The sequence below is a fragment of the Candidatus Falkowbacteria bacterium genome, from assembly GCA_016699775.1.
Taxonomy (GTDB): Bacteria; Patescibacteriota; Patescibacteriia; order Patescibacteriales; family Patescibacteriaceae; genus Patescibacterium; species Patescibacterium danicum.
The window spans coordinates 690,987-715,514 of sequence record CP065010.1 but is presented as its reverse complement, the minus strand read 5'-3'; the positions used below and the strand labels follow the sequence as shown (position 1 = coordinate 715,514).

The 24,528-nt window shown below is 36.6% G+C and carries 17 protein-coding genes, 1 tRNA gene and 1 pseudogene; 14 read left to right on the top strand and 5 right to left on the bottom strand.

What is annotated here, in order from left to right; translation table 11 throughout:
• The first annotated feature begins 89 nt into the window (after positions 1 to 89).
• Positions 90 to 749: a 50S ribosomal protein L25 gene (locus tag IPN41_03635; GenBank protein QQS60186.1), complete on the top strand. Its 660-nt coding sequence runs from the start codon at positions 90 to 92 to the stop codon at positions 747 to 749.
• On the opposite strand, the gene prmC is transcribed toward IPN41_03635, so the two are convergent.
• The 4 genes from prmC to IPN41_03615 all read right to left on the bottom strand — a co-directional run bounded on the left by prmC (position 673) and on the right by IPN41_03615 (position 3,278).
• Positions 673 to 1,650: a peptide chain release factor N(5)-glutamine methyltransferase gene (prmC, locus tag IPN41_03630; GenBank protein QQS60185.1), complete on the bottom strand. Its 978-nt coding sequence runs from the start codon at positions 1,648 to 1,650 to the stop codon at positions 673 to 675. The two genes, IPN41_03635 and prmC, sit on opposite strands and share 77 nt — an antisense overlap.
• Entirely contained in the window at positions 1,622 to 2,677 is a 1,056-nt protein-coding gene (prfA, locus tag IPN41_03625) for a peptide chain release factor 1 (protein QQS60184.1), read from the bottom strand. Before prfA ends, prmC begins: the two co-directional genes overlap by 29 nt.
• Before the next feature lie 111 nt (positions 2,678 to 2,788).
• Entirely contained in the window at positions 2,789 to 3,076 is a 288-nt protein-coding gene (gene rpmE, locus IPN41_03620; protein QQS60183.1) for a 50S ribosomal protein L31, read from the bottom strand.
• 120 nt (positions 3,077 to 3,196) lie between these two features.
• Positions 3,197 to 3,278 (bottom strand) — tRNA-Leu (locus IPN41_03615).
• A 142-nt stretch (positions 3,279 to 3,420) separates the two neighbouring features.
• Between IPN41_03615 and IPN41_03610 the strand changes: the two genes are divergently transcribed.
• The 3 genes from IPN41_03610 to IPN41_03600 all read left to right on the top strand — a co-directional run bounded on the left by IPN41_03610 (position 3,421) and on the right by IPN41_03600 (position 5,559).
• The gene (locus tag IPN41_03610) at positions 3,421 to 4,197 is read left to right on the top strand and encodes a ParA family protein (protein QQS60182.1); all 777 of its coding nucleotides are present in this window, start codon (positions 3,421 to 3,423) and stop codon (positions 4,195 to 4,197) included.
• 109 nt (positions 4,198 to 4,306) lie between these two features.
• The gene (locus IPN41_03605) at positions 4,307 to 5,158 is read left to right on the top strand and encodes a ParB/RepB/Spo0J family partition protein (protein ID QQS60181.1); all 852 of its coding nucleotides are present in this window, start codon (positions 4,307 to 4,309) and stop codon (positions 5,156 to 5,158) included.
• Positions 5,159 to 5,160: 2 nt separating this feature from the next.
• Positions 5,161 to 5,559, top strand: a complete 399-nt coding sequence (locus tag IPN41_03600) for an NUDIX domain-containing protein (protein ID QQS60180.1) — start codon at positions 5,161 to 5,163, stop codon at positions 5,557 to 5,559.
• A gap of 58 nt (positions 5,560 to 5,617) precedes the next feature.
• Here IPN41_03600 and uvrB read toward each other — a convergent pair whose 3' ends face one another.
• Positions 5,618 to 7,438 carry an excinuclease ABC subunit UvrB gene (gene uvrB / locus IPN41_03595; protein QQS60179.1) on the bottom strand — a complete coding sequence of 607 codons (1,821 nt, stop codon included), beginning with the start codon at positions 7,436 to 7,438 and terminating at the stop codon, positions 5,618 to 5,620.
• A 90-nt stretch (positions 7,439 to 7,528) separates the two neighbouring features.
• Between uvrB and IPN41_03590 the strand changes: the two genes are divergently transcribed.
• The 10 genes and pseudogenes from IPN41_03590 (at position 7,529) to rpoC (ending at position 24,514) form a co-directional block, all read left to right on the top strand.
• On the top strand, positions 7,529 to 10,468 hold the full coding sequence (locus IPN41_03590) for an isoleucine--tRNA ligase (GenBank protein QQS60178.1): 2,940 nt from the start codon (positions 7,529 to 7,531) through the stop codon (positions 10,466 to 10,468).
• A gap of 92 nt (positions 10,469 to 10,560) precedes the next feature.
• The gene (locus tag IPN41_03585; protein ID QQS60177.1) at positions 10,561 to 11,118 is read left to right on the top strand and encodes a LemA family protein; all 558 of its coding nucleotides are present in this window, start codon (positions 10,561 to 10,563) and stop codon (positions 11,116 to 11,118) included.
• A 17-nt stretch (positions 11,119 to 11,135) separates the two neighbouring features.
• Positions 11,136 to 11,804: a hypothetical protein gene (locus tag IPN41_03580; GenBank protein ID QQS60176.1), complete on the top strand. Its 669-nt coding sequence runs from the start codon at positions 11,136 to 11,138 to the stop codon at positions 11,802 to 11,804.
• 59 nt (positions 11,805 to 11,863) lie between these two features.
• Positions 11,864 to 12,724, top strand: a complete 861-nt coding sequence (locus IPN41_03575) for a M48 family metallopeptidase (GenBank protein ID QQS60807.1) — start codon at positions 11,864 to 11,866, stop codon at positions 12,722 to 12,724.
• Between the two features lie 3 nt (positions 12,725 to 12,727).
• Positions 12,728 to 13,679: pseudogene (locus IPN41_03570) on the top strand (NGG1p interacting factor NIF3).
• 188 nt (positions 13,680 to 13,867) lie between these two features.
• Positions 13,868 to 14,419 (top strand): Holliday junction branch migration protein RuvA, encoded by a 552-nt coding sequence (gene ruvA / locus IPN41_03565; GenBank protein ID QQS60175.1) that lies wholly within the window; start codon positions 13,868 to 13,870, stop codon positions 14,417 to 14,419.
• Between the two features lie 8 nt (positions 14,420 to 14,427).
• Positions 14,428 to 15,384, top strand: a complete 957-nt coding sequence (locus IPN41_03560; GenBank protein QQS60174.1) for a peptidoglycan bridge formation glycyltransferase FemA/FemB family protein — start codon at positions 14,428 to 14,430, stop codon at positions 15,382 to 15,384.
• 3 nt (positions 15,385 to 15,387) lie between these two features.
• Complete coding sequence (gene murE / locus IPN41_03555) at positions 15,388 to 16,815, top strand: UDP-N-acetylmuramyl-tripeptide synthetase (GenBank protein ID QQS60173.1); 1,428 nt, start codon at positions 15,388 to 15,390, stop codon at positions 16,813 to 16,815.
• A gap of 460 nt (positions 16,816 to 17,275) precedes the next feature.
• A complete protein-coding gene (gene rpoB / locus IPN41_03550; GenBank protein ID QQS60172.1) occupies positions 17,276 to 20,569 on the top strand; it encodes a DNA-directed RNA polymerase subunit beta in 3,294 nt (1,097 codons plus the stop codon).
• A gap of 21 nt (positions 20,570 to 20,590) precedes the next feature.
• Positions 20,591 to 24,514, top strand: a complete 3,924-nt coding sequence (gene rpoC / locus IPN41_03545) for a DNA-directed RNA polymerase subunit beta' (protein QQS60171.1) — start codon at positions 20,591 to 20,593, stop codon at positions 24,512 to 24,514.
• The last annotated feature ends 14 nt before the right edge of the window (positions 24,515 to 24,528 follow it).

Below are 24,528 nucleotides of genomic sequence, written 5' to 3'. Positions count from 1 at the left end.
TTATACAGTGATGAGCATAAAATGCCGCACTTATAATAAACAAAGAATTTACTTTATAACAGTATAGCTTTATTAACTTTTAACTTTTTATGACACAAGCAATTAATTTAGGAGCTGCTCTTCGTCAAGGGATTCTAGCAGATAAAAAAGATTTTATTCCGGCTGTAATTTACGGTTCTGGAGTTGAAAATATGTCTTTAAATCTAGCCCGACCTGAATTTGAAACAGTTTTTTCTAAAAGTGGTGAATCAGGTTTAATTTCTCTTAAGATTGATAATGGCCAAGAGTATCCGGTTATTGTAAAAGATATTCAAATGGATCCAATCAAGCAACGTATTATTCATGTTGATTTTTTTAAGGTTAATATGGATGAGAAAGTTGTTGCCGAAGTTGCCTTGGAATTTGTTGGAGAATCTCCAGCCGTGAAATCAGCTGGTGGTATTGTGGTTCACAATTTTGATACTCTGGAAATTGAATGTTTACCAAGCGCTTTAATCCAACATATTAATGTTGATCTTTCTCTCTTGGCAGAAATTGGTGACTCGATTACTCTTGCAGATATTGTGCTACCAGAAGGCGTAGTATTCACACACGATCTTGATGAAATGGTAGTTCATGTTATTGAACCAAAGAAATCCGTTGCTGATGCAGCTGCTGATGCTGCTATTGAAGCTACGGCTGACGCCAATGCAGCTGGATCTTCTGAACCAGCGACGAAAGATGCACCCAAAACAGAGGAAAAGAAATAATTATTTTATAAAAATCCGTCCTGTCATTTGACCGGACGGTTTTTATTTCAACAATTCCAACTCGGGTTTTTTTTGCTAGGTCGGTTTTAAAAATAACTTTTTCTTTCCAGATTTTTTGGAAAGATTTTTTTTGTTCTGGATTAATTTCACAAATAAGAGTAATCGGTAATTTCGTTAATTCACTGAGTGTATAGATCTGCTCTGAAAGTCGGCGGTATATATCTAAGCCATCTATGCCACCAACTAATGCTAGTTTTGGCTCACGACTGATTGATGGCTCTTTCTTTACAATATCCAGGGGAACATAGGGAAGGTTGGCAAGAATAATCAAATGTTTTGAATTTGATAGATATTTTTGCTTTTGTATAAAGATCGTCAGTAAGTCACTTTTTAAAAAATTAATATTTTTTAGATTATGTCTGCTAGCATTTTTTTTAGCTAGCGTCAGGGCTGAAGTAGAAATATCCAAAGCAAAAGCATTTGGGTTATTTGATAGGTTTTTTTGTAGAGCGATAATAAGACAACCAGAACCAGTACCAAGATCAATAATGGTTGAAGAAGGTTTTTTTCTATAGAAATCAAGGGCTAAATCAACTAATAATTCACTTTCAGGGCGGGGGATTAAAACAACTGGCGTTACAATATAATCAAGACTATAGAATTCTTTATGACCAATAATATAGGCCAGTGGGTAATGATTAATCCGTAGTTTTATATATCTATTAAATTGTTTTTTTTGAGACAATGAGAGCTCTCGTTCCCCGTGACTTATAATAAATGACCGATCGGTCTTTAAAACCGATGCTAGTAAAACTTCAGCATCAAGCCAACTTGAAGTTAGATGATTTTTTTTAAAAAGATTAATTGCTTTCTCAAGCGCTTGTTTCACGTTGAGCGGCAAAGTAGTTTTTGAGGGCATGAGTTATTTCGTCTAAGTCACCATCCATTATTAAGTTAATTGAATGCCAACTTTCTTTAAGGCGATGATCGGTTACACGGTCTTGGGGGAAATTATAGGTTCGTATTTTATCACTGCGGTCTCCAGAACCAACTTGTTCTTTTCGGGCAGCTGATTCTTTGGCACGTTTTTCATCTTCGGCTTTTTGGAGCAAACGAGAGCGTAAAACTTGTAAGGCTTTTTCTTTATTTTGATGCTGTGATTTTTGATCCTGACAAGAAACAAGGATGCCGGTTGGAATATGAAGTATACGGATTGCCGAATAGGTTGTGTTAACACTTTGACCACCAGGTCCTGAGGAACAGAATGTATCGATTCTGATATCACTTGGTTTAATTTCAATATCAACTTCTTCGGCTTCTGGAAAGACGGCGACAGTGACGGCTGAAGTATGAATACGTCCCGCTTTTTCTGTTTCTGGAACCCGTTGAACGCGGTGTGTTCCTCCTTCATATTTCATTAAGCCATAGACATTACTTCCTTCAATGGTAAAAATTATTTCTTTATATCCACCAAGTCCAATACGACTTGAATCTAATATTTCAATTTTCCAGCCTTGTTTTTCAGCATAGCGGGAATACATACGAAATAGTTCAGCCGCAAATAGTGTTGATTCATCACCGCCGGTTCCAGCACGAATTTCCACAATAGCATTTTTTTTATCAAGTGGGTTGGCCGGAAAAAGCTCATCTTTAATTAAGGCTTGAATATCTGTAATTTCGGTTTCTAAAGATTTATTTTCTTCTATAGCCATGCTACGCAGATCTTCATCTTTTTCTTCATTGATCATTTTTTCATTATTGGCAAAACCTTCCTGAGCTTTTTCTAGTCGATTAATTAAATCAACTGCTCGTTTTAGCTCTGCATGCTTTTTTGCTATGGTTGTTAATTTTGTTCGGTCAGCCTGAATCTCCGGACTCATCAGTTCGGCTTCAACTTCGTTAAATTGTTGTTTTGTTTCTTCGTACATATAGTCAGTATAATGTAGAATGTTAAAAGTATAAAGGTTCTTAGAAAACAAAAAACCCAATAAGGTTGAAGTTGGTATAAGCAACCTCAGTCTTATTGAGTTTTATGGTAGTTATTTTTTCGTAGCTTTCTTGGCAACTTTTACAGTGGCTTTGGCGGCACGCTTAGCAGTTTTTCCACGAACAGCTTTAAGGGCTGTTTTAGCACCAGCTTTAGCTTGGAATTTCTCAACACGACGAGCAGTATCAACCAATTTTTGTTTACCAGTATAAAAAGGATGACAATTTGAACAAAGTTCAGTTGTAAGTTCAGCTAGTGTTGAGCCAACAACTAAAACATTGCCGCAAGCGCATTTAATCTCGGCTGTAGGGTAGTATGTTGGGTGAATTTCTTTTTTCATATATTAAAAATAAGGTTTCAAAATCTTAACATAAGAACTAGATAGTGTCAAACTGGACAAAATAATCGATTCTTTAAGTGTTAAAATTTTTAACTGGATTGGTGGAAAGGGCGGTCTTTGTGCCTCGAGAGAGAATCGAACTCTCATGGGTTTCCCCGTACGATTTTGAGTCGTATGCGTATACCAGTTCCGCCATCGAGGCTAATTTGATTGTGTCAGGTTGATATCCGACAGTGTGACACTTATACAGTATTAGAAAATTGTAATTAGAAAATTGAAAATTGTCAAAGAAAACGATATACTGAAAGTCTAGATCCCCGCTTGTGCGGGGATGACAGTATAATATGGCATTAATCATTTCTATTGTAAATCAAAAGGGCGGTGTGGGTAAAACTACTACCGCTGTTAATTTGGCTGCTTATTTAGCACAAAGTGGAAAACACGTTTTACTGGTTGATATAGACCCACAAGCTAATGCTACCTCAGGTCTTGGTATTGACCATAAACAACTGGAAGCTGGAGTCTATGAAGCAATTATTGGCGCAAAAGAATTATCGTCTGTTTTAAAAAGAACCTTGCAAGATCGTTTAACCGTTGCACCATCAACCATGGCTTTGGCAGGAGCAGGAATTGAATTAGTGAGCGTGCCTGATCGTGAATCTCGGTTGTCTATGATTTTAGAAAAAGTTCGAGATGATTATGATTATATAATTATTGATGGACCACCATCTTTGGGATTATTAACTATTAATAGTTTAGTGGCTGCTGATGAAATATTAATTCCTGTGCAAAGTGAATATTATGCCCTGGAAGGATTAGGGCAGTTACTGCATACCATTAGTTTGGTTCAGAATAATTTAAAGCCCAGCCTGGGAATTATGGGAGCGGTTATTACAATGTTTGATAAACGTAATCGGCTGTCAACTTCGGTTTTAAATGAACTATATCAATATTTTCCTAATAGAATTTTTCGTTCAGTAATTCCTCGTTCAGTTAAGTTAGCTGAATCACCAAGTTATGGTCGCTCAATTTTACATTATGATCCGTCTTCAAAAGGTGGACGTGCTTATGAAAAATTAGCTTTGGAAGTTATTAACGCCACCAAAGAAAGACAGAGATAAGTGGAAATGATATAATGAGGAAGTTATAAAGTAGAAAGTTATATAGTTTATAAGGTTATACAATACACAATGTAACTTTATGAACTTTTTAACTTTAAATTTAAATTTTATGTCCAATGGTTTAGGTCGGGGACTTGGTTCTCTGATTCCACAAAAAAATGATCCAGTAACAACGCCTCCTTCGAGTTCCACAATAGAGGGTGAGGTTATGCGTGTTAGTCCTGATGTAATTATTGCCAATCCTCGTCAGCCACGAAATAATTTTAGCGATGCTGAACTTAATGAATTAGTGCAATCAGTTCGTGAATATGGAATTATCCAACCGCTCGTTGTCACAAAAACTGCCGGAGGATATGAATTAATTGCTGGTGAGCGTCGATTACGGGCTGCGAGACTTGTTGGCTTGAAAGAAGTGCCAATAGTAATTCGGGAAGCGGATGATCAAGAAAAATTGGAAATCGCTTTGATTGAAAATATTCAACGTGAAGATTTGAATGCGGTTGAGTTGGCCTTGGGGTATAAAAAGCTTGCTGAAGAATTTAATTTAAACCAAGATCAGTTAGCAAAAAAACTTGGTAAGTCACGACCGGTTGTAACAAATACATTACGTATTTTACAATTACCACAAGCCATTCAAGATGCTTTAATTAACGGAGAAATTACCGAAGGTCATGCCAAAATATTAGTTGGTCTTGATTCAGAGCAAAAACAATTTGAATTATTCAATCGTATTAAAACTCGTCACTTAAATGTAGACACAACATTGCTTGAAGCGCGTCGGATGGGTGGAACTAAGCAAGCTCGCATTCAAATTAACTATGCTGATAAAGATAAAGAAATGATACTCCGACAATTTTTTGGCGCTAAGTCAGAAATAAAACGAGTTCGTAAAGGGGGAGAAGTGGTTGTTCACTTTACCAGCGAGGAAGAATTAGAGGGGATTATTAAGAAGATTAGTTAACTTTGATGGAAAAGAAATATCAAAAAATTGCTGTCAAAGCTTTTATTGTCAAAGATAATAAAGTTTTATTATTACAAGGCGGCGTTAAAGGTTGGTGGGAGTTAGCCGGTGGAAAAATTGAATATGGAGAAGATCCAAAAGAAGCTTTGGGGCGTGAGTTACAAGAAGAATTAAATGTAGGTACTATTTCAATAGGTGAAATTATTGCTGCTAAATCAAGGATCAATGATATTGGTGAACCATTGCATATGGTTTTTATTATCTATAGATGTATGATGCCTGATAATGAATTTAAGATTAGTGACGAACATGTTGATTGGAAATGGGCATCAGTTGAGGATGTAAAAAATTTACCCATGTGGGAGGGGTATCGGGAGGTTATTTTTGAGAATATGGAGTAAGATAAATAGAGTTAGAGACGAAACTTTGAAATAGGTTAATTTTGGCCTATTTTTTTATTTACGTTACAATCATGCTCTCATGTTCTTTTGAAGTCACAGTTGTGGGAGTGACGCCATGTTTTGTATTGTAATCTTCTTGTACTTTTCTTCGTTTATTAGTTACGTCCAAAGCAGCTTTCATAGCTGGTGTAATTTTATCTCCATATAAAATAACCTGTCCTTCTTGATGCCTGGCCGCTCGGCCGATCGTTTGAATTAATGAAGTCTCAGTTCGTAGAAAGCCGGCCATATCAGCATCTAGAATCGCCACTAAAGAAACTTCAGGTAGATCAAGACCTTCACGTAGTAAATTAATTCCTACTAACACATCATGAACACCACTTCGTAATTCTTTTAATATTTCTACTCGATCAAGGGTATCAACTTCACTATGTAAATAAGTTACTTTAATTCCTTCTTGGGCTAAATACTCAGTTAACTCTTCGGCCATACGTTTAGTCAGAGTAGTGACCAAAACACGTTGATGTTTTCTAACTCTAATCTCAATTTCTTTAACTAAATCTTTAATCTGATTTTCTCTTGGTCTAATCTCAATTTGGGGATCTAACAGACCAGTGGGGCGAATAACCTGTTCGACTACTTGCTTAGAATTTTTTATTTCGTATTCAGCTGGAGTAGCACTGACATAAATTACTTGATTAACTTTGGTTTTAAATTCATCAAAAGTTAAAGGACGATTATCGCGAGCGCTAGGCAAGCGAAAACCAAACTCAATCAAGGTATCTTTGCGTGAGGCATCACCAGCATGCATACCACGAATTTGGGGGAGGGTAACATGTGACTCATCAACAAATAATAAATAATCATCAGGAAAAAAATCAATCAAGGTTTCGGCTGGAGAACCAGGTACGCGACCAGACAGATGGCGAGAATAATTTTCAATACCATTACAATACCCAGCCTGACGAATCATTTCTAAATCATAATTTGTTTTTCGTTCTAGGCGATCCGCTTCGGAAATTTTTCCAAGTTCACGCAATTGCTTTAAACGTTCTTCTAATTCTTTTTCAATTAAAGCTACAGCTTCATACAACTTTGGTTCAGTAGTCATAAAATGTTTAGCCGGTAGAATGCTAATACGTTGCAGAGATTGTCCTTTGCGATCATCAAGTTCCATTAACCAAGCAGCAGATTTATCAGGTCGAATATTAAAAATAATTATTTTTTCAATAGTGTCACCAAATAAGTTTAAGCGCACAATCGCTTCACCGGTTGCCAAGTGAATATCAATACGGTCACCACGGACACGAAATTCTCCACGTTGTAACTCAGCATCATTGCGTTGATATTGAATTTTAATTAAACGACGCAGAATATCATTTCGTTTGATTGTTTCACCAGCTGAAAAGGCTTGGCTTAAGGACAAGTAGTCAACCTTTTCACCTAAACCATAAATACAAGAAACCGAGGCCACAATTAAAACATCGCGACGATTAATTAGTGATTGAGTGGCGGCGTGACGCAATCTATCTATTTCCTCGTTGATAGTAGCTTCTTTTTCAATATAGGTATCACTATGAGGAATATAAGCCTCTGGTTGGTAGTAGTCGTAATAGGAGACAAAGTAGTGAACAGCTGCTTCTGGGAAAAAGGCTTTAAACTCGCCATACAATTGGGCAGCCAAGGTTTTGTTATGAGAAATAACTAAGGTAGGTCGCTGCACTTCTTGAATAATATTTGCCATTGTAAAGGTTTTACCAGATCCAGTGACACCAAGTAGGGTTTGCTGATCAAAGCCTTTTTTAAGGCCGTCTAGGAGCTTTTTGATAGCTATTGGTTGATCACCAGTCGGTTTGAAGGGGGAGGAGAGATTTAGCATAATCTATTAATATTAGCACAGAAAGGCTTATATTTCAAGGGAAATATCTTTGACAGAATGACTGTAATAACCTAAAATAAGGAGACTTATATGGCAGAAAAACCACACTATATAGAAAATGAAGAAAAAGTTCGGCAATTTTGGAAAGATTCCGAAACTTTTGAAAAATCTGTGCAAAAAGAAGCGCCAGATGGTGACTATAGTTTTTATGATGGTCCGCCTTTTGCAACTGGAACTCCTCACTATGGGCATATAGTTGCCAGTGTGATGAAAGATGTTGTTCCACGTTTTTGGACAATGAATGGCTACCGCGTTGAACGTCGCTGGGGATGGGATTGTCATGGTTTGCCAATTGAGAATTTAGTGGAAAAGGAATTAGGCATTTCTAATAAACAACAGATTGTCGAAATGGGCATAGATAAATTTAATGAACTCTGTCGTTCAAAAGTTTTGAGCTATGTTCCAGAATGGAAACAATCAGTTGAAAAACTTGGTCGCTGGGTTGATATGGAAAATGATTACAAGACAATGGACATTTCTTTCATGGAATCTGTCTGGTTTGTGTTTAAAAAATTATATGATCAAGGTTTAATTTACGAAGGCTATCGGTCAATGTATGTTTGTCCACGTTGTGAAACAACTCTTTCACAAGCAGAGGTTAGTGAGGGTTATAAAGACATCAAAGATTTATCAGTAGTGGCGAAGTTTGAATTAATTGATCAGCCCGGAACTTTTTTATTAGCCTGGACAACAACACCGTGGACATTGCCGGGAAATGTGGCGTTGGCAGTGAATCCGAAAATGGAATATGTGAAAGTTTTTATCCCCGGTGAAGGATGGTCTTCTGATGGATCAGTTAGTGATCAGATAAAAGTTAACAAACAATATTATTTTATTTTGGCTAAGAAAAGATGCGAAGAATTTTTAACAAAAATTGGTAAACAATTTGAAATTATAGAAGAAATTAAAGGCTCAGATTTAATTGGAAAAAGTTTTAAACCTCTTTTCAATTATTACTCTGAAGATCAGACTTTAGAAAATCATGAGAACGGTTGGAAAATATATAGTGCTGATTTTGTGAGTGAAGAAGAAGGAACCGGAATTGTGCATATTGCTCCGGGATATGGTGAAGATGATTTAAATTTAGGCAAAGATAATAAACTTCCATTTGTTCAGCATGTTGGAATGGATGGAGTAATGAAAAAAGAAGTTACGGATTTTTTAGGATTACATGTAAAGCCGATTGAAGATGTAACTGCTACTGATGTGGCAATCATCAAATATTTAGCTGCTAATGGACTTTTATTTTTCAAAGAAAAATATGAACACAGCTATCCTCATTGTTGGCGTTGTGAAACTCCGTTGATAAACTATGCAACTTCGTCATGGTTTGTTTCAGTGATAAAATTAAAAGAAGATAATCTATTATTAGATACTGCTAAAACTATTAATTGGTCTCCGGATTATATTAAAGAAGGTCGTTTTGGAAATTGGCTTGAAGGGGCTCGCGATTGGTCAATTAGTCGTCAGCGCTTTTGGGCTTCAGTGATTCCAATTTGGCGTTGCACGGAATGTAATGAAATTAGGGTCTTTGGCTCAGTAAAAGAACTTGAAGAAGCAAGTGGTCAAAAAGTTACTGATCTGCATAAACATATTGTTGATACAATTACCTTTAATTGCACCTGCGGAAAGACAATGCGTCGTGTACCTGATGTGCTTGATACCTGGTTTGACAGTGGTTCAATGCCGTATGCCCAGATGCATTATGATTTTGAAAACAAAGAAAAATTTGAAAACAATTTTCCAGCCAACTTTATTGCTGAAGGTATTGATCAGACACGCACCTGGTTTTATTATTTACATGTTCTTGCCACAGGCTTATTTAAAAAAGCAGCTTTCCAGAATGTGATTGTTAATGGAACAGTCTTGGCTGAAGATGGAAAAAAGATGAGTAAGCGTTTGCAAAATTATCCTGATCCAAATTTGTTAATGGATAAGTTTGGCGCTGATGCTTTGCGCGCGTATTTATTGGCTGCACCTGTTATGCAAGCAGAGAACATGAATTTTTCTGAAAAAGGAGTACAGGAAGCTTTGCGAAAAAATATTATGATCTTATGGAATGTCTATGCATTCTATGAAATGTATGGCGGAGAAGAAGACCCACGCAATGAATCAAAAAATATTTTGGACCAATGGATTTTGGCTCGTTTACAACAATTAATCAGCTCCGTGACTGAGGCAATGGAAAAATATAATTTACCAAAAGCTATGCGTCCGATTACAGATTTTATTGATGATCTTTCAACCTGGTATCTTCGTCGTTCCCGTGATCGTGTTAAAGAAATTAATGATGATAAAATTGCCTTCTTGCAAACAATGAAATATGTTTTATTAGAGTTATCAAAAGTAATGGCACCATTCACACCGTTTGTAGCAGAAGGACTTTGGCAAAAAGTTAGTGGTAATAATTTTAGTAATGAAGATCAAAGTGTTCATTTAATGCTATGGCCAAAGATGTCGGATGTGAAGGAGATAGCAATTGCAGAAATGATCGTTGTTAGAAAAATTGTGGAAATGGGATTAGCTGAAAGAGATATAAAAAAGATTAAAGTCCGGCAACCTTTGCAAAAAATAGTAGTGACCAGTAAAACACTACTAATTGAAAATCAAGATTTAATAGAATTGATTAAAGATGAATTAAATATTAAAGAAGTAGTTTTTCAAGCAGGGGATGAAGACAAGGTTGAACTTGATATAGTCATAACATCAGCTCTTGAAAAAGAAGGTTTAAAACGAGAAATTGTTCGAACAGTTAACCAAATACGCAAAGAACAAGGCTTGACTATTTATGATACTATTATGGTATATTGGTGGACTGATGAAGAAAAGCTAGAGGAAGTTTTTGCTGAGTATGGTGCGGATATCAAGGCTGATACTTTGGCAGAGGAAGTTACGAGAGAACAGAAAAATGAAGCCAAAGAATATACAATTAACAATTCAATAATTTATTTATTAATTAATAAACATTAACTAATATTGTCATTCCATAGAAGTGTGAGGGAAACTGGTAGCTAGGAATAACCAGGTCCCCGCCTACGCGGGGATGACATGTAAAAAAATATATGACTACATGGATAATTTTAGGAGTAGTGGTTGTTTTAGCCCTGGTTCTTGTTGGGTTATATAACAGCTTAGTGCGCTTAAAGAATCGAGTTGATGAGGCGTGGGCTGATATTGACGTTCAATTAAAGCGTCGTTATGACCTTATTCCAAATTTGATTGAAACAGTCAAAGGTTATGCTTCTCATGAAAAAGAAACGCTAGATAAAGTAGTTAATGCTCGTAATGCTGCGATGCAAGCACAGTCAACAGGCAATAGTGCAGAAATTGAAAGGACTGAGAATATGTTGTCTTCAACCTTGAAATCAATTTTTGCTTTATCAGAAGCTTACCCTGATCTAAAAGCAAATACCAACTTTCTTGAATTACAAAGAGAACTTTCTGACACTGAAAATAAAATTCAAGCTTCTCGTCGTTTTTATAACACCAACGTTCGTGACTTTAATACTAAGTTGGAAGTTTTTCCAACAAATATGATTGCCAATATGCTGGGCTTTAAATCACGAGAATTCTTTGAAGCTACTGAAGGTGAGAAGGAAAATATTAAGGTTGGATTTTAAGATTATTATTTAAATATATGATCGAAAATTTTACTCCTAGCCCAGATTTAGAGGCAATGATTAAGGAAGAGTCAATTTCAGACAAAGACCTCATCAGGGCAGAAAGATTTGCTAATAATTATTTAGCATATAATAATATTATTGAACATTCGTATGATGAAAGAGGAGATTTCAAAGCAAAAAGCGGTAATGCCGAAATTATTTTTTCATACTCTAGTCCTTCATTAGAAGAAATTAAAAAATTTTTACCCTCGTCTTCCTCTGAAGACCTTAGAAAATATATTAGAAAAGTTGATAAATTTAGCATTAAAACAGATACTACTTTAAATCTAACTGATTCTGATTTAAAGATTTTCTTCTTAACCACTTCAAGAGAAAAAGAATCGGCTTTAGTGGATGATGATGATCAAGAAACAAAGGCCATATTCTTAAATGAAGATCCCTTAACACAAAAGGGTTTATTAATAATGCTTTATGAATTGGGTTATTATAAAAATTCTGTAGACACTATTCCTAATTCTGAGAATTTAGTTTTAAGGAAAGATGATGAGGCCGCCTGGCAATTTGCTATTGAAAAACTTAAACCATTGGCTGATGATTTAAAGATTGAAATGAGTGTGATTTTAGAAGCTGTTTATCATTACTATATGAAAGATAAGCTTAAATCAGAAAGTGAACCAGTGTAATTAATATGCCCACCCTTTACACCCACATAGATTCTAACCAAAGAAAAACCTGGCTCTTAATGTCAGTATTCTTTATTGTGGTTATTTTAATTGGTTGGGTATTTAGTCAGGCCATGCAAGAATCAAGTATCTTATACATAGCAGTTGGTTTTAGTTTTATTTCAAGTTTTATTAGTTATTGGTTTAGTGACAAAATAGTGTTGGCCATGAGTAGTGCTCATGCCATTACTCAAGAAAGTAATAGAGAGATATATCGATTAGTAGAAAATCTTTGTATCACTGCGGGTCTGCCTGTTCCAAAAATTTATATTATAGACGACACAGCTCCTAATGCCTTTGCAACTGGCCGTAATCCTGAACATGCTGCCATTGCTATGACTACTGGATTAATCCAAAAATTAGATCAAAGTGAACTTGAGGGAGTAATTGCTCATGAACTTTCTCATATTGGTAATCGAGATATATTAGTAGCCACTATTGCCACGGTGATGGTTGGTATTGTGGTTTTGCTAGCTGATTGGTTTATGCGCTGGAGTTTTTTTGGACATCGACGAAGTAGTGATAGTAATCAATCAGGTCAAATGCAGTTGATAATTACTATCGTTGCTATAGTACTGGCAATTTTAGCACCTCTGTTTGCTACAATGTTGCAATTGGCAATTTCTCGTAAGCGAGAATTTTTAGCTGATGCAGATGGAGCAATGCTTACTCGTTATCCGGAAGCTTTAGCAAGTGCTTTAGAAAAAATTTCTCGTGATCAAGAACCATTGGAAGTTGCCAATCGTGCTACTGCTCATTTGTATTTTGCTTCACCTTTTAAGGAAGTTGGTGGAAAAAAGATTGGATTTTTTACCAAAGCTTTTATGACGCACCCACCAGTAGAAGAAAGAATTGCAGCTTTGAGAGGGATTAAAATGTAATGTATGACTCTACAACAAATTCAACAATTAGCTATTCAACTCCGGAATCAAAAATGATTTACGGGGAGAGGCTAAGGTGTATAAAAATTTAGCTCGTGTTAAAGAAAAATATACTTCTTTGTCTAAAGAAGCAAAAGAAGAATTTGATCTTGTAAAATTAACAAATCCATATTCTGACTCTCGGATTTTAGTTGATACGGGACGAAAAACAATCAAAAAAGTTTTGGCTGGTATTGATATGGGTGGTGCCGAATTATTGCTAGCCAAGCAGCTTGGAGATATTGATTTAGTGATTGCTCATCACCCTGAAGGCCGTGCCTTATCTGATCTTCATGATGTTATGAGTTTACAAGCAGAAGTATTATCGCAATATGGTGTGCCAATTAACGTGGCTGAATCTGTAATTAAACCTCGAATTAGTGAAGTCAGTCGAGGAGTAGCTCCAATCAACCATAACCGCAATGTTGATATGGCTCGCTTGCTTGGAATTGATTATATGTGTTGCCATACAATTCAGGATAATATGGCGGCTATGTTTATGGTTAAGTTTTTAGAAAAAAATAAAAAAAATATTGAACGAGTCGGTGATATTTTAAAACTATTAAAAACTATTCCAGAATATAAAGAAGCTAGTAAAAATGGTATGGCGCCTCGATTATTTGTTGGGCATGAAGAGGCTAGTGCTGGTAAAGTGGTTGTCACTGAATTTACCGGTGGAACAAACGGTGCTAAAGAAATTTATGAAAAAATGTCACAAGCTGGAATTGGTACGATTATTGGTATGCATATGAGTGAAGAACATCGTAAAGAAGCTGAGAAGCATCATATTAGCGTAGTCATTGCTGGACATATGTCTTCTGATTCCCTTGGTATGAATTTATTTTTGGATCAGTTGGAGATTAAAGGTATTAAAGTTGTGCCAATCTCAGGATTAATTAGAGTAAAGAGAAAATAAGGTATCACTATCACGAAGTGTGTCTAGTAAAAAAAGATCCCCGAACTCACTCACTTCGTTCGTTTGTCGGGGATGACAAATACGGGTCCCGACTTTCGTCAGTCAAAGGCTGAGCAGCCGGGATGACAAACGCAGGTCCCCGCCGGAGTTTATCCCTGCGAAGGCAGGGACCGGGATGATAATATTATATGCTCTCATTTTTACGTGGAACAATATTACAAAAAACGGAAGACTACATCTTGGTTGATGTGCATGATTTAGGCTATAGAATTTATGTAACAAAAACGTGTATTTCTGAAACTAAGAAAGATGGGAAGATAGAATTATTTTTATACCAGCATATTCGTGAAGATGCCAGTGACCTGTATGGTTTTAAAAACGAAGATGAATTAGAATTATTTGAAAAACTTATTTCAGTTTCAGGTGTTGGTCCAAAATCTGGATTAGCAATTCTAAGTTTGGCACCAAGCGATTCAATCCGACAAGCCATTGCTCAGGGTGATGATGGAATGCTGACAAAAGTTTCCGGCATTGGTGGAAAAACTGCACAAAGAATTATTTTAGAACTTCGTGGAAAGCTTGATCATATTGGTAGTCAGGGAAGTGGGCGAAGTGAAGAAATTGAAGCTTTGGTTAGTTTGGGATACTCAAGTATGCAAGCCCGAGAAGCCTTGAATCGAATTGATAGTTCGATTACTGATAGCTCGGAGAGAATTCGCCAAGCCTTACAACATATTTAATTTCTATAATGCAATTTAGAGAATTACAATGTACTCCAAAGCATCTTGAATTATTAGATCACTATCAAGATAGCTTGCCTCATAGTCAATTCCTCCAATCATCCAAATGGGGGAATTTTCAGAGTATGCGAAACGCAACAGTGAAGCTTTTTTCTGATGAAGAAAAAAAGATAGTTTTGTTAACAATTAAACAAAGACTGCCTTTTGGTTTTTGTTATTATTATATTCCTCGAGGTCCGTATCTTGTAAATATAGAAACCAGTCAAGAATTCTTACAAGGTTTATGTGAAGCAATTCGTACGAGTGACCCCAAAGCAATTTTTATTCGTCTGGAACCACTTCAATCTATTGTTTCAAAAAATCTGATTAAGACTATAGATATCCAGCCAAGTAAAACATTATTACTCTCTCTAGGGCAATCAGAAGCAGAAATGTTAGCGCAGATGCATCAAAAAACTCGCTATAATATCCGCTTAGCTGAAAAGAAAAATTTAATTATAAAAACTAGTGCAGAATTTTGTGATCAATTTTTAGATCTACTTGAAGAAACAAAACAACGAGATCAATTTCGGATTCACTCTCGCTCATACTATAAAACAATGATTGAAAGCGAGACAGTAGATTTAGTAACAGTTTGGGATAATGAAACTTTGTTAGCTGGCAGCTTAGTTGCAAAACAAGGTGATACTGTTACCTATGTACATGGTGCTTCGTCTTCCCTTAAAAGAGAGCTCATGGCTCCATATTTTTTGCACTGGCAGACAATTCGTCAGGCCAAAGTAGATGGGTTTTCTTGGTATGACTGGCAGGGGATTGATGAGATAAAATGGCCAGGCGTCACCAGGTTTAAACAAGGCTTTGGCGGAGAAACATATTTATTTCCGGGAACTTTTGATTATGCACTTGTTTCCGCTGCCTATGCAGGTTATACTATATTTCGTCGCATAAGGCGTCTTTTTTTCTAAGTTATGGACAAGATTCTTCTGACAATAAAACGCTATATTCCCAAAAAAGTTTTTACCTTACTGTGGCCTTTGTATCACTTTTTTTTGGGCGTGGCAGCAAATATTATTTATCGCTGGCCAAGTGAAAAATTAATTGTAATTGGTGTTACGGGAACGACTGGAAAAACTACTACCACCTATTTAATTGCCAAGATGTTACAAGAGGCTGGATATAAAGTTGGCTATACTTCCACAGCTATGTTTGGTGATGGAGAAAATGAATGGCTGAATAATAAAAAAATGACAATGGTTGGTCGTTTATTTACTCACCAGATGTTACGAAAAATGGTGAAGAATGGTTGTCATTACGCAATTATTGAAACATCATCAGAAGGGATTATTCAATATCGTCATCGTTTTATTAATTATGATATTGTCTTGTTTACGTGTTTATACCCTGAGCATATTGAATCCCATGGTAGTTTTGAAAATTATAAAGAAGCCAAAGGGATGTTATTTGCTCATTTGAAAAATGGCAAAACAAAATATGCTGATGAAACCTTTAAAATTAAAAAACCAAAAAGTGGTTTGCAGAAAACTGAATTAATGAGGATTAAGAAAACTATAATAGTTAATGGTAACGATGAACATGCAGAATATTTTTTGGATTTTTGGGCAGAAGAAAAATGGGCTTTCCGAATTGCTGAAGTTGGGAAGCCAAAACCAGTCTTCAATGCTGATGTAAAAGAAATTGTAGCCTCAACAGCAAAAACTAATGGTCAGTCATACTTAGTTTTTGGCACTACAAAAGTCGCAGTTAATTTACTTGGTGATTTTAATCGTCAAAATATTTTAGCAAGTCTGAGTGTTGGACTTGCACAATCAATGACTCTAGATAGATTAAAAATTGGTATTGAAAAAATTTCTGGCGTTGCTGGTCGCTTGGAAAGAATTAACGTTGGACAACCATTCACAGTTATAGTTGATTATGCTTTTGAACCTCAGGCCGTTAGCAAGTTGTATGAAACAGTCGCAACTTTACCGCATAATAGAATTATTCATGTATTGGGCTCAACTGGTGGTGGTCGTGATAAATCACGGCGTCCAATTCTTGGAGAGATTGCCGGAAGGCGATCTGACATTATGATTGTAACGGACGAGGATCCATATGATGAAAATCCTGAAACTATTATAGCTGAAGTTGTTGCCGGTACGGCGACAACTGATAAGCGTATGAATGTAGATTTATTTACGTATCTAGACCGACGGCAAGCAATCCATGAGGCGTTGAAGCTCGCTCAAGCTGGTGATGTTGTCCTTATTACGGGGAAGGGAAGTGAGCAGGCTATCTGTCGATCTAGGGGGGTTAAAGAGCCTTGGGACGATAGAAAGGTCTGTCGTGAGGAATTGGAGCATTTAGGATATCAAACTGTGGATAAGTCAGACAATTAGCAAATCATTTTTTGGATACATTCTAATAAAATGGCTAATTTTAAATTAAAAATAGCATACTTGACAATATTATTTTTGGCTTTGTAAAACTGTTGACAGTTTGGATAATAATTGTTAATCTAAAGAAGCTATTTTGTGAAACGTTTTTATACTATATTGTGTTATAACCTTACAATTTGCTTCGGCCAGAAGTTTTCAGTCCGCCAATCACTGATTTCTACTATATAGGCCGTTTTTTTGTTTTTTTTGACATTTTTCAGAAATTTATTTTTACGCATACGCAGTCTTCGGCTATCAATATTTAAATATTTTATTCATGATAACGCCTCAATTGAGTTGATTGAGACGTTTGTCGTATTAAATAGTAACGAGTGTAAAGTAACAACTAGTGAGTCAGGAAAAGCCATGCAATATTTTTTCTACTTACTACTTTTTACTTTATACTTATTACCCCCAATCTATGCCTAAGTCTTCCTCCGCCGTTCGTGTCCATACACCACGAAAATACTTCACAAGTCAGAATGCAGTTATTCCAATGCCTGACTTAATAGAAGTTCAAAAGGATTCGTATGCTTGGTTTTTGAAAGAAGGTTTAGCAGATTTATTTGATGAGATTTCTCCGATCACAGATTTTATTGGTCGGGAGTTAGAATTGCATTTTGGTAAGTATTATCTTGATGAAGCAAAGTTTGATGAAGCTGAAAGTAAGGCTAAGAATGTGACCTACGAAGCTTCGTTGCGTGTTGAAACAACTTTGCTAAATAAAAAGACTGGAGAAAAAATAACTCAAGAAGTTTTCTTGGGTGATTTTCCATTGATGACGAAAAATGGAACTTTCATTATTAACGGTATTGAAAGAGCTATTGTTTCTCAGCTCATTCGTTCAGCGGGTGTTATTTTCTCAGCCGAACAGATTCGAGGACGAAAATATTATGGTGCAAAAATTATTCCAAACCGAGGAGCTTGGATTGAATTGGAAACTGATGCAGGCGGAGTAATTTGGGCCAGAATTGATCGCAAACGAAAAGTAGCAGTGACATCTTTGTTACGGGCTTTTGGTTTTGGTGCTGATGATGAAATTCGTCAATTATTCAAAGAAGTAAACCAAGGTGAGATGGATTATATTGAAGCGACCTTGGGTAAAGATACAGCCAAAGATGAAGCTGAAGGTTTGATTGAAGTGTACAAGAGAATTCGTCCAGGAGACTTAGCGACCGCTGATAATGCCAAGCAGTTAATTCACTCAATGTTTTTTCGTTTTGATCGCTATGACTTTGACCGTGTTGGTCGTTATAAATTAAACAAGCGTTTTGGTTTTGATATTCCAAACAATAAATCAACTCGTATTTTACGTCGTGAAGATTTGGTAGCTATTATTTCAGAAATTATTCGTTTAAATATTACTCAAGAAAGAGAAGATGATATTGACCACTTAGGCAATCGTCGTGTTCGGGCTATTGGTGAATTGATTCAAAATAAAACTCGTATTGGTTTGGCTCGTATGGAGCGTATTATCAAAGACAAGATGAGTATTATGGAGCTTGACTCATTGAGCCCAAATAAATTGATTAATGCTCGTCCGGTTATGAGTGTGGTTAAGGAATTCTTTATGTCTTCCCAGCTTTCACAGTTCATGGACCAAACAAATCCTCTAGCTGAGCTTGAACACAAGCGACGTTTGTCAGCTATGGGACCTGGTGGCTTAACTCGTGAACGCGCTGGTTTCGAAGTTCGAGACGTACACACCACTCACTATAGTCGTATTTGTCCGATTGCTACACCAGAAGGTCCAAACATTGGTTTAGTTGGTCACTTTGCTAGTTATGCACGATTAAATAATTATGGTTTTATTGAAGCTCCATACCGAAAAGTTGAAGTTGATGCTTCTGGTAAGTCTCATGTTACTGAAGAAATTATTTATTTAGATGCTTTTGAAGAAGAAAAATATATTTCCACAGCTTTCACAACCCCAGTTGATAAAGAAGGACATTTTACAGTTGAAAAAGCTGAAGTTAGAAAGTTTGGTGAACCGGCCATTGAAGATGTTTCAAAAATTAATTTAATGGGTGTAGCGGCTAACCAGATTGTTTCCGTGGCTACTTCATTAATTCCTTTCTTAGAACATGATGATGGTATTCGTGCCTTAATGGGAACAAACATGCAACGTCAGGCTGTTCCTTTGATTGCTGCCAGAGCTCCAATTGTTGGAACCGGTGTTGAAGGTCGTGCCGCTTCTGATTCAGGTCACGTTGTCTTAGCAGAAGCTGACGGTGAAGTGATCCGCGCTGATGGAACCCAGATTGTGATTCGTGATAAAAAAGGCAAAGACTATACATATAAGCTCAGTAAATTTTTACGTTCAAATGCTTCAACCTGTATTAATCAACGACCAATTATTAGTCGTGGTGACAGTGTGAAGAAAGGTCAAATTTTAACAGATGCCTCAGCGGTTGATAATGGAGAGTTAGCTTTAGGTAATAACGTCTTGGTCGCCTTTATGACTTGGGAAGGATTTAACTATGAAGACGCCGTAATTATTTCGGAACGTTTAGTGAAAGAAGATTTATATTCTTCTATTCATATTGAACACTATACAATTGATGTTCGTGATACAAAACTTGGTGCAGAAATTGTGACCAACGACATTCCAAACATTTCAGAAGAAAAATTAAATAACCTTGATGAACGCGGTATTATCAGAATTGGCGCTGAAGTTTCCAGCGGTGATATTTTGGTTGGTAAAATTACTCCAAAAGGTGAAACAGAGCTTTCAGCTGAAGAAAAATTACTTCGCGCTATTTTTGGTGATAAAGCCAAAGATGTTCGTGACTCATCATTATATCTTGAACATGGTGAACACGGAAAAGTGGTTGATGTTAAAATTTTCTCCCGTGAACAAGGTGATAAACTTTCTGCCGGTGTTATTCAATCAATTCAAGTTACTGTTGCTAACCTTCGAAAAATTCGCGCTGGTGATAAAATGGCTGGTCGTCACGGAAACAAGGGCGTTGTTTCAAAAATCGTGCCGCCAGAAGATATGCCTTATCTAGAAGATGGAACCCCAATTGATATTATTTTATCTCCATTGGGAGTTGTCTCTCGTATGAACCTTGGACAGTTGTTAGAAACTCACTTAGGTTTTGCGGCTCATAAATTAAATTACACGGTTGCCACCCCACCATTAAATGGTATTAACGAAGAAACAATTCGTGAGCAGTTGATTGAAGCTGGTTTACCTGAAGATGGAAAAGTAACTCTCTTTAACGGAAAGAGTGGTCAACGTTTTGATAATAAAGTGACTGTTGGTTATAAATACATGTTGAAATTGAACCACATGGTTGAAGATAAGATTCACCAACGTTCAATTGGTCCATACTCATTGATTACTCAGCAGCCGCTTGGTGGAAAAGCTCAATTCGGTGGACAACGTTTTGGAGAAATGGAAGTCTGGGCTTTGGAAGCCTATGGCGCAGCTCACAGCTTACAAGAAATATTAACAATTAAATCTGACGATGTTTCTGGTCGATCAAAAGCTTATGAATCAATTATCAAAGGAGAAACAATTAGAAAATTAAATGTGCCAGAATCATTCAACGTTTTAGTCCGTGAATTAAAAGGTCTGGGTCTAGATGTTGAGTTATTAGATAAAAATAATCAGCCTATTGCCCTTGAAAAAGGTAATGAAGAATATGATCCTTCACCACGGCCGCCCTTCGTCTCGGCGCCAAAGCCTGAAGAAACTGAGGCTATTTAAAATCATTATTTATACACATATATGATCAACCCGATTAGAAGCAATGATTTTGAGGCCATTAAGTTGAAATTGGCTTCACCTGAAAATATTTTTGAATGGTCTCATGGCGAAGTAACACGTCCTGAAACTATTAACTATCGAACACAAAAGCCAGAAAAAGATGGTTTGTTCTGTGAAAGAATTTTTGGTCCATCAAAAGACTGGGAATGTTATTGTGGTAAGTATAAAAAAATTCGTTATAAAGGAATTATTTGTGATAAATGTGGCGTGGAAGTAACACGTAGTTTGGTGCGTCGTGAACGCATGGGACATATTAAATTAGAAACTCCAGTTACCCATATTTGGTTTCTACGTGGTTTGTCTTCAAAGGTTGGTTTGGCTTTAGATCTTTCCATGCAATCTTTGGAAAAAGTAGTCTACTTTGCCAGTTTTGTAATTACTGATGTTAATGAAGAATTGAAGCAAGCGACAATTGATCAGATTAAAGCTGAGTATAAAGCCAAGAAAAAATCTTTGGATGCTGATTTTTCAGAACAAGTTGGTAAAATAAAATCTGCAAAAGCTAAAATGACTAAAGAAGGAAAGAGTCAACTTGAAGCCACAGATACGGCAGAACGAGAAATCGCCAGTTTAGAAAAAATTCGTGATGAAAAAATGCTTGGTTTAGACTCTGCTTTTAGTCAAGCACAAAAAGAATTAAAAGACTTAAAGCCTTTGACTATTATTTCCGAAAATATTTACCAGAATTTAAGTCTTAAATATGGACATATTTTTAGTGCCGGTATTGGCGCTGAAGCAGTTCGGGCTTTGCTAGAACGTTTAGATTTAACCAAAGAAATAAAACAATTAGAAAAAGTCTTAGTAGATGCCGTTGAGTCAAAGAAAGAAAAACTTATTAAGCGTTTGAAATTCTTTAAGAATTTAAAAGCTAATAATGTGAATCCAGCCTGGATGGTTATGAAAGTTGTTCCAGTTATTCCTCCTGATTTACGCCCAATGGTTGCTTTGGATGGTGGTCGCTTTGCTACTTCTGACTTAAACGATTTATATCGACGTATTATTAATCGAAATAATCGTCTAAAACAATTATTAGAATTAAATGCGCCAGAAGTTATTTGTCGTAATGAAAAGCGTATGTTACAAGAAGCAGTTGATGCTTTGATTGATAACTCAATTCGACATGGAAAGACTGTGGTGGCTTCAACTGGTCAAAAGCGCATGCTTAAGTCTTTGGCTGATTCATTGAAAGGTAAGCAAGGTCGTTTCCGTCAAAACCTACTTGGAAAACGTATTGACTATTCAGGTCGAAGCGTTATCGTTGTAAATCCAAACTTGCGTCTTGATCAATGTGGTGTCCCAAAGCGTATGGCTATTGAACTCTTTAAGCCATTTATTATTTCAAAATTAATTGAGAGAGAAATTGTTCACAACGTTCGCAGTGCTTCACGATATATTGAAGCTGGACATGATGAAGTCTGGGATATTTTAGAAGAAATTATTAAGGGAGCTTTTGTATTACTCAACCGAGCTCCAACCTTACACCGTTTAGGTATCCAAGCTTTTCGTCCAATTTTGATTGAAGGTTTGGCTCTGCAGATTCACCCATTAGTTTGTACAGCTTTTAACGCTGACTTTGATGGAGACCAAATGGCTGTTCACGTTCCACTAACTGAAGAGGCAATTGCTGAAGCAAGAGATTTAATGTTGGCTTCCCATAACTTATTAAAACCAGCGACCGGAGATCCAGTTGTGGCTCCAGATAAAGATATTGTTTGGGGAACGTTCTATATGACAAGTTTGGAGCAGGGAAGTGTTAAGGCAACGCGACATTTTCATTCTCCATTAGAAGCCAAAGCTGCCTATCAGCTTGGAGGTGTTCGTTTACGACAACCAATTAATGTATTGCTGGAAGGAAAAGGTTTAGTTGAAACAACTGTTGGTAGAATTATTTTTAATGATTTGCTACCTGAGGATTTGCGCTATGTTAATGAAGTTGTTGGTAAGGGCAAGGTTAAGAATATGGTAAAAGATTGTTACCGACGATATGGCGAAGATCGAACTGTTCAACTTCTTGATGAAATGAAAAATGTTAGTTTCGGCTATATCACTCGAAGTGGTTTGTCTTGGGGAATGGGTGATTTACCTGACTTTGAAAATGTTCATGAATTAGTTAGAACTGCCGAGGGTAAGGCTGAAGAAATTATGAATTACTATGACGAAGGTTTGTTAACTGAAAGTGAACGTTATAGTAAAACAATTGAACTATGGACCAAGGTGAAAGAAGAAGTAACAGCAATTTGTACAACCTCACTTGATAAAGATGGACCAGTTTATTCAATGATTGAGTCTGGAGCTCGTGGATCTTGGGCTCAGTTAACTCAGATTTTAGGAATGAAAGGTTTAGTTACTTCACCTTCTGGTAAGATTATTGAATTGCCGGTAAAGGGAAACTTTAAGAAAGGTTTTGATGTTTTGGAATACTTCATTGCTACTCACGGTGTGCGTAAAGGTTTGTCTGATACCGCGCTACGAACTTCGAATGCCGGTTACTTAACCCGACGTTTGGTTGACGTTGCTCAGGATGTGGTTATTATGGATGAAGATTGCAATAGTGATGAAGGTTTAACAATGACCAGAGAGGAAAGTAATGAAATGGGTCGTCCATTAATTAAGAGAATTGTTGGTAGATTTTTGGTTGATGAATTAAAGAATGCAGCTGGTAAAGTATTGGTAAAAAAAGGTGAATTAATTACTGAAGATATTGGTGATGAACTTGCTTCAGAAGATATATTAACCGCCACCGTTCGATCAGTCTTGCATTGTCACCTTCACCGTGGTGTTTGTCAAAAGTGTTATGGTTATGACTTGGCTTATAATAAATTAGTTAAAGTAGGTACTGCTGTTGGAATTATTGCCGCTCAGTCAATTGGTGAGCCAGGAACCCAGTTAACAATGCGTACCTTCCACACTGGTGGTGTAGCTGACCAAGATGATATCACTCAAGGTTTGCCTCGTGTTGAAGAAATCTTTGAAGCTCGTTCTCCAAAGCGTAAGGCTTTTATTGCTGAAGTTGGTGGTAAGGTACAGGTTACAGAATTACGAGCTGAAGGTAATAATCAGAACCGACTGGTTTCTATTTTGCATGATGGGGAAGAAACTGATAAATATTATTTTGCTGAAGCGGTTTTGGCTGAAAAAAATATTGAAGGTGAAAAAGGTGCTCCAAAAAAGAAACGCGCTAAAGTTGAAGTCTTAGTGGCTGATGGTGATAAGGTTAAAAAAGATGCACCTTTGTTTAGAGCTGGAGAAGTAGTTGTTAAGGCAGCTCGAGCCGGTGTGGTAAAGACTGAGGAAAAATATGTTAAAGTAGTGGCTCAAGTTGAAAAATCCAAAGAATATATTATTCCTCGTACCTTTAATGTCTGGGTTAAGGATGGTGAGACAGTTGAAGCTGGTCAACAATTAAGTGACGGTAGTCTTGATCTTCAACATTTATTTGAGCTTCGTGGTATTTCTGAAACTCAACGTTATATTGTTAAAGAAATTCAGTATGTTTATTCTTCTCAAGGTCAACCTTTGAATGATAAACATATTGAGACAATCGCTCGACAGATGTTTTCTCGTATATATATTCAGGACGGTGCTGAAACAGACTTTTTGGTCGGTGAAATTATTGAAAAGTCAGTCTTTGACCGCCAAAATGCTATTGCGACAAAGGCTGGTAAGAATATTGCCATTGGCCGTCAGCTTTTGATGGGTATGACCAAAGCCTCATTAACAACTAATAGTTTCTTGTCAGCGGCTTCTTTCCAGGAAACAGCTAAGGTTCTGATTGATGCTGCGATTACGGGCAAAGTTGATTATCTTGAGGGTCTAAAAGAAAATGTTATTATCGGTCGACCAATTCCAGCTGGAACAGGTTTTAAGAAAGCGATTGAGGAATAATTTTTTCCACATAA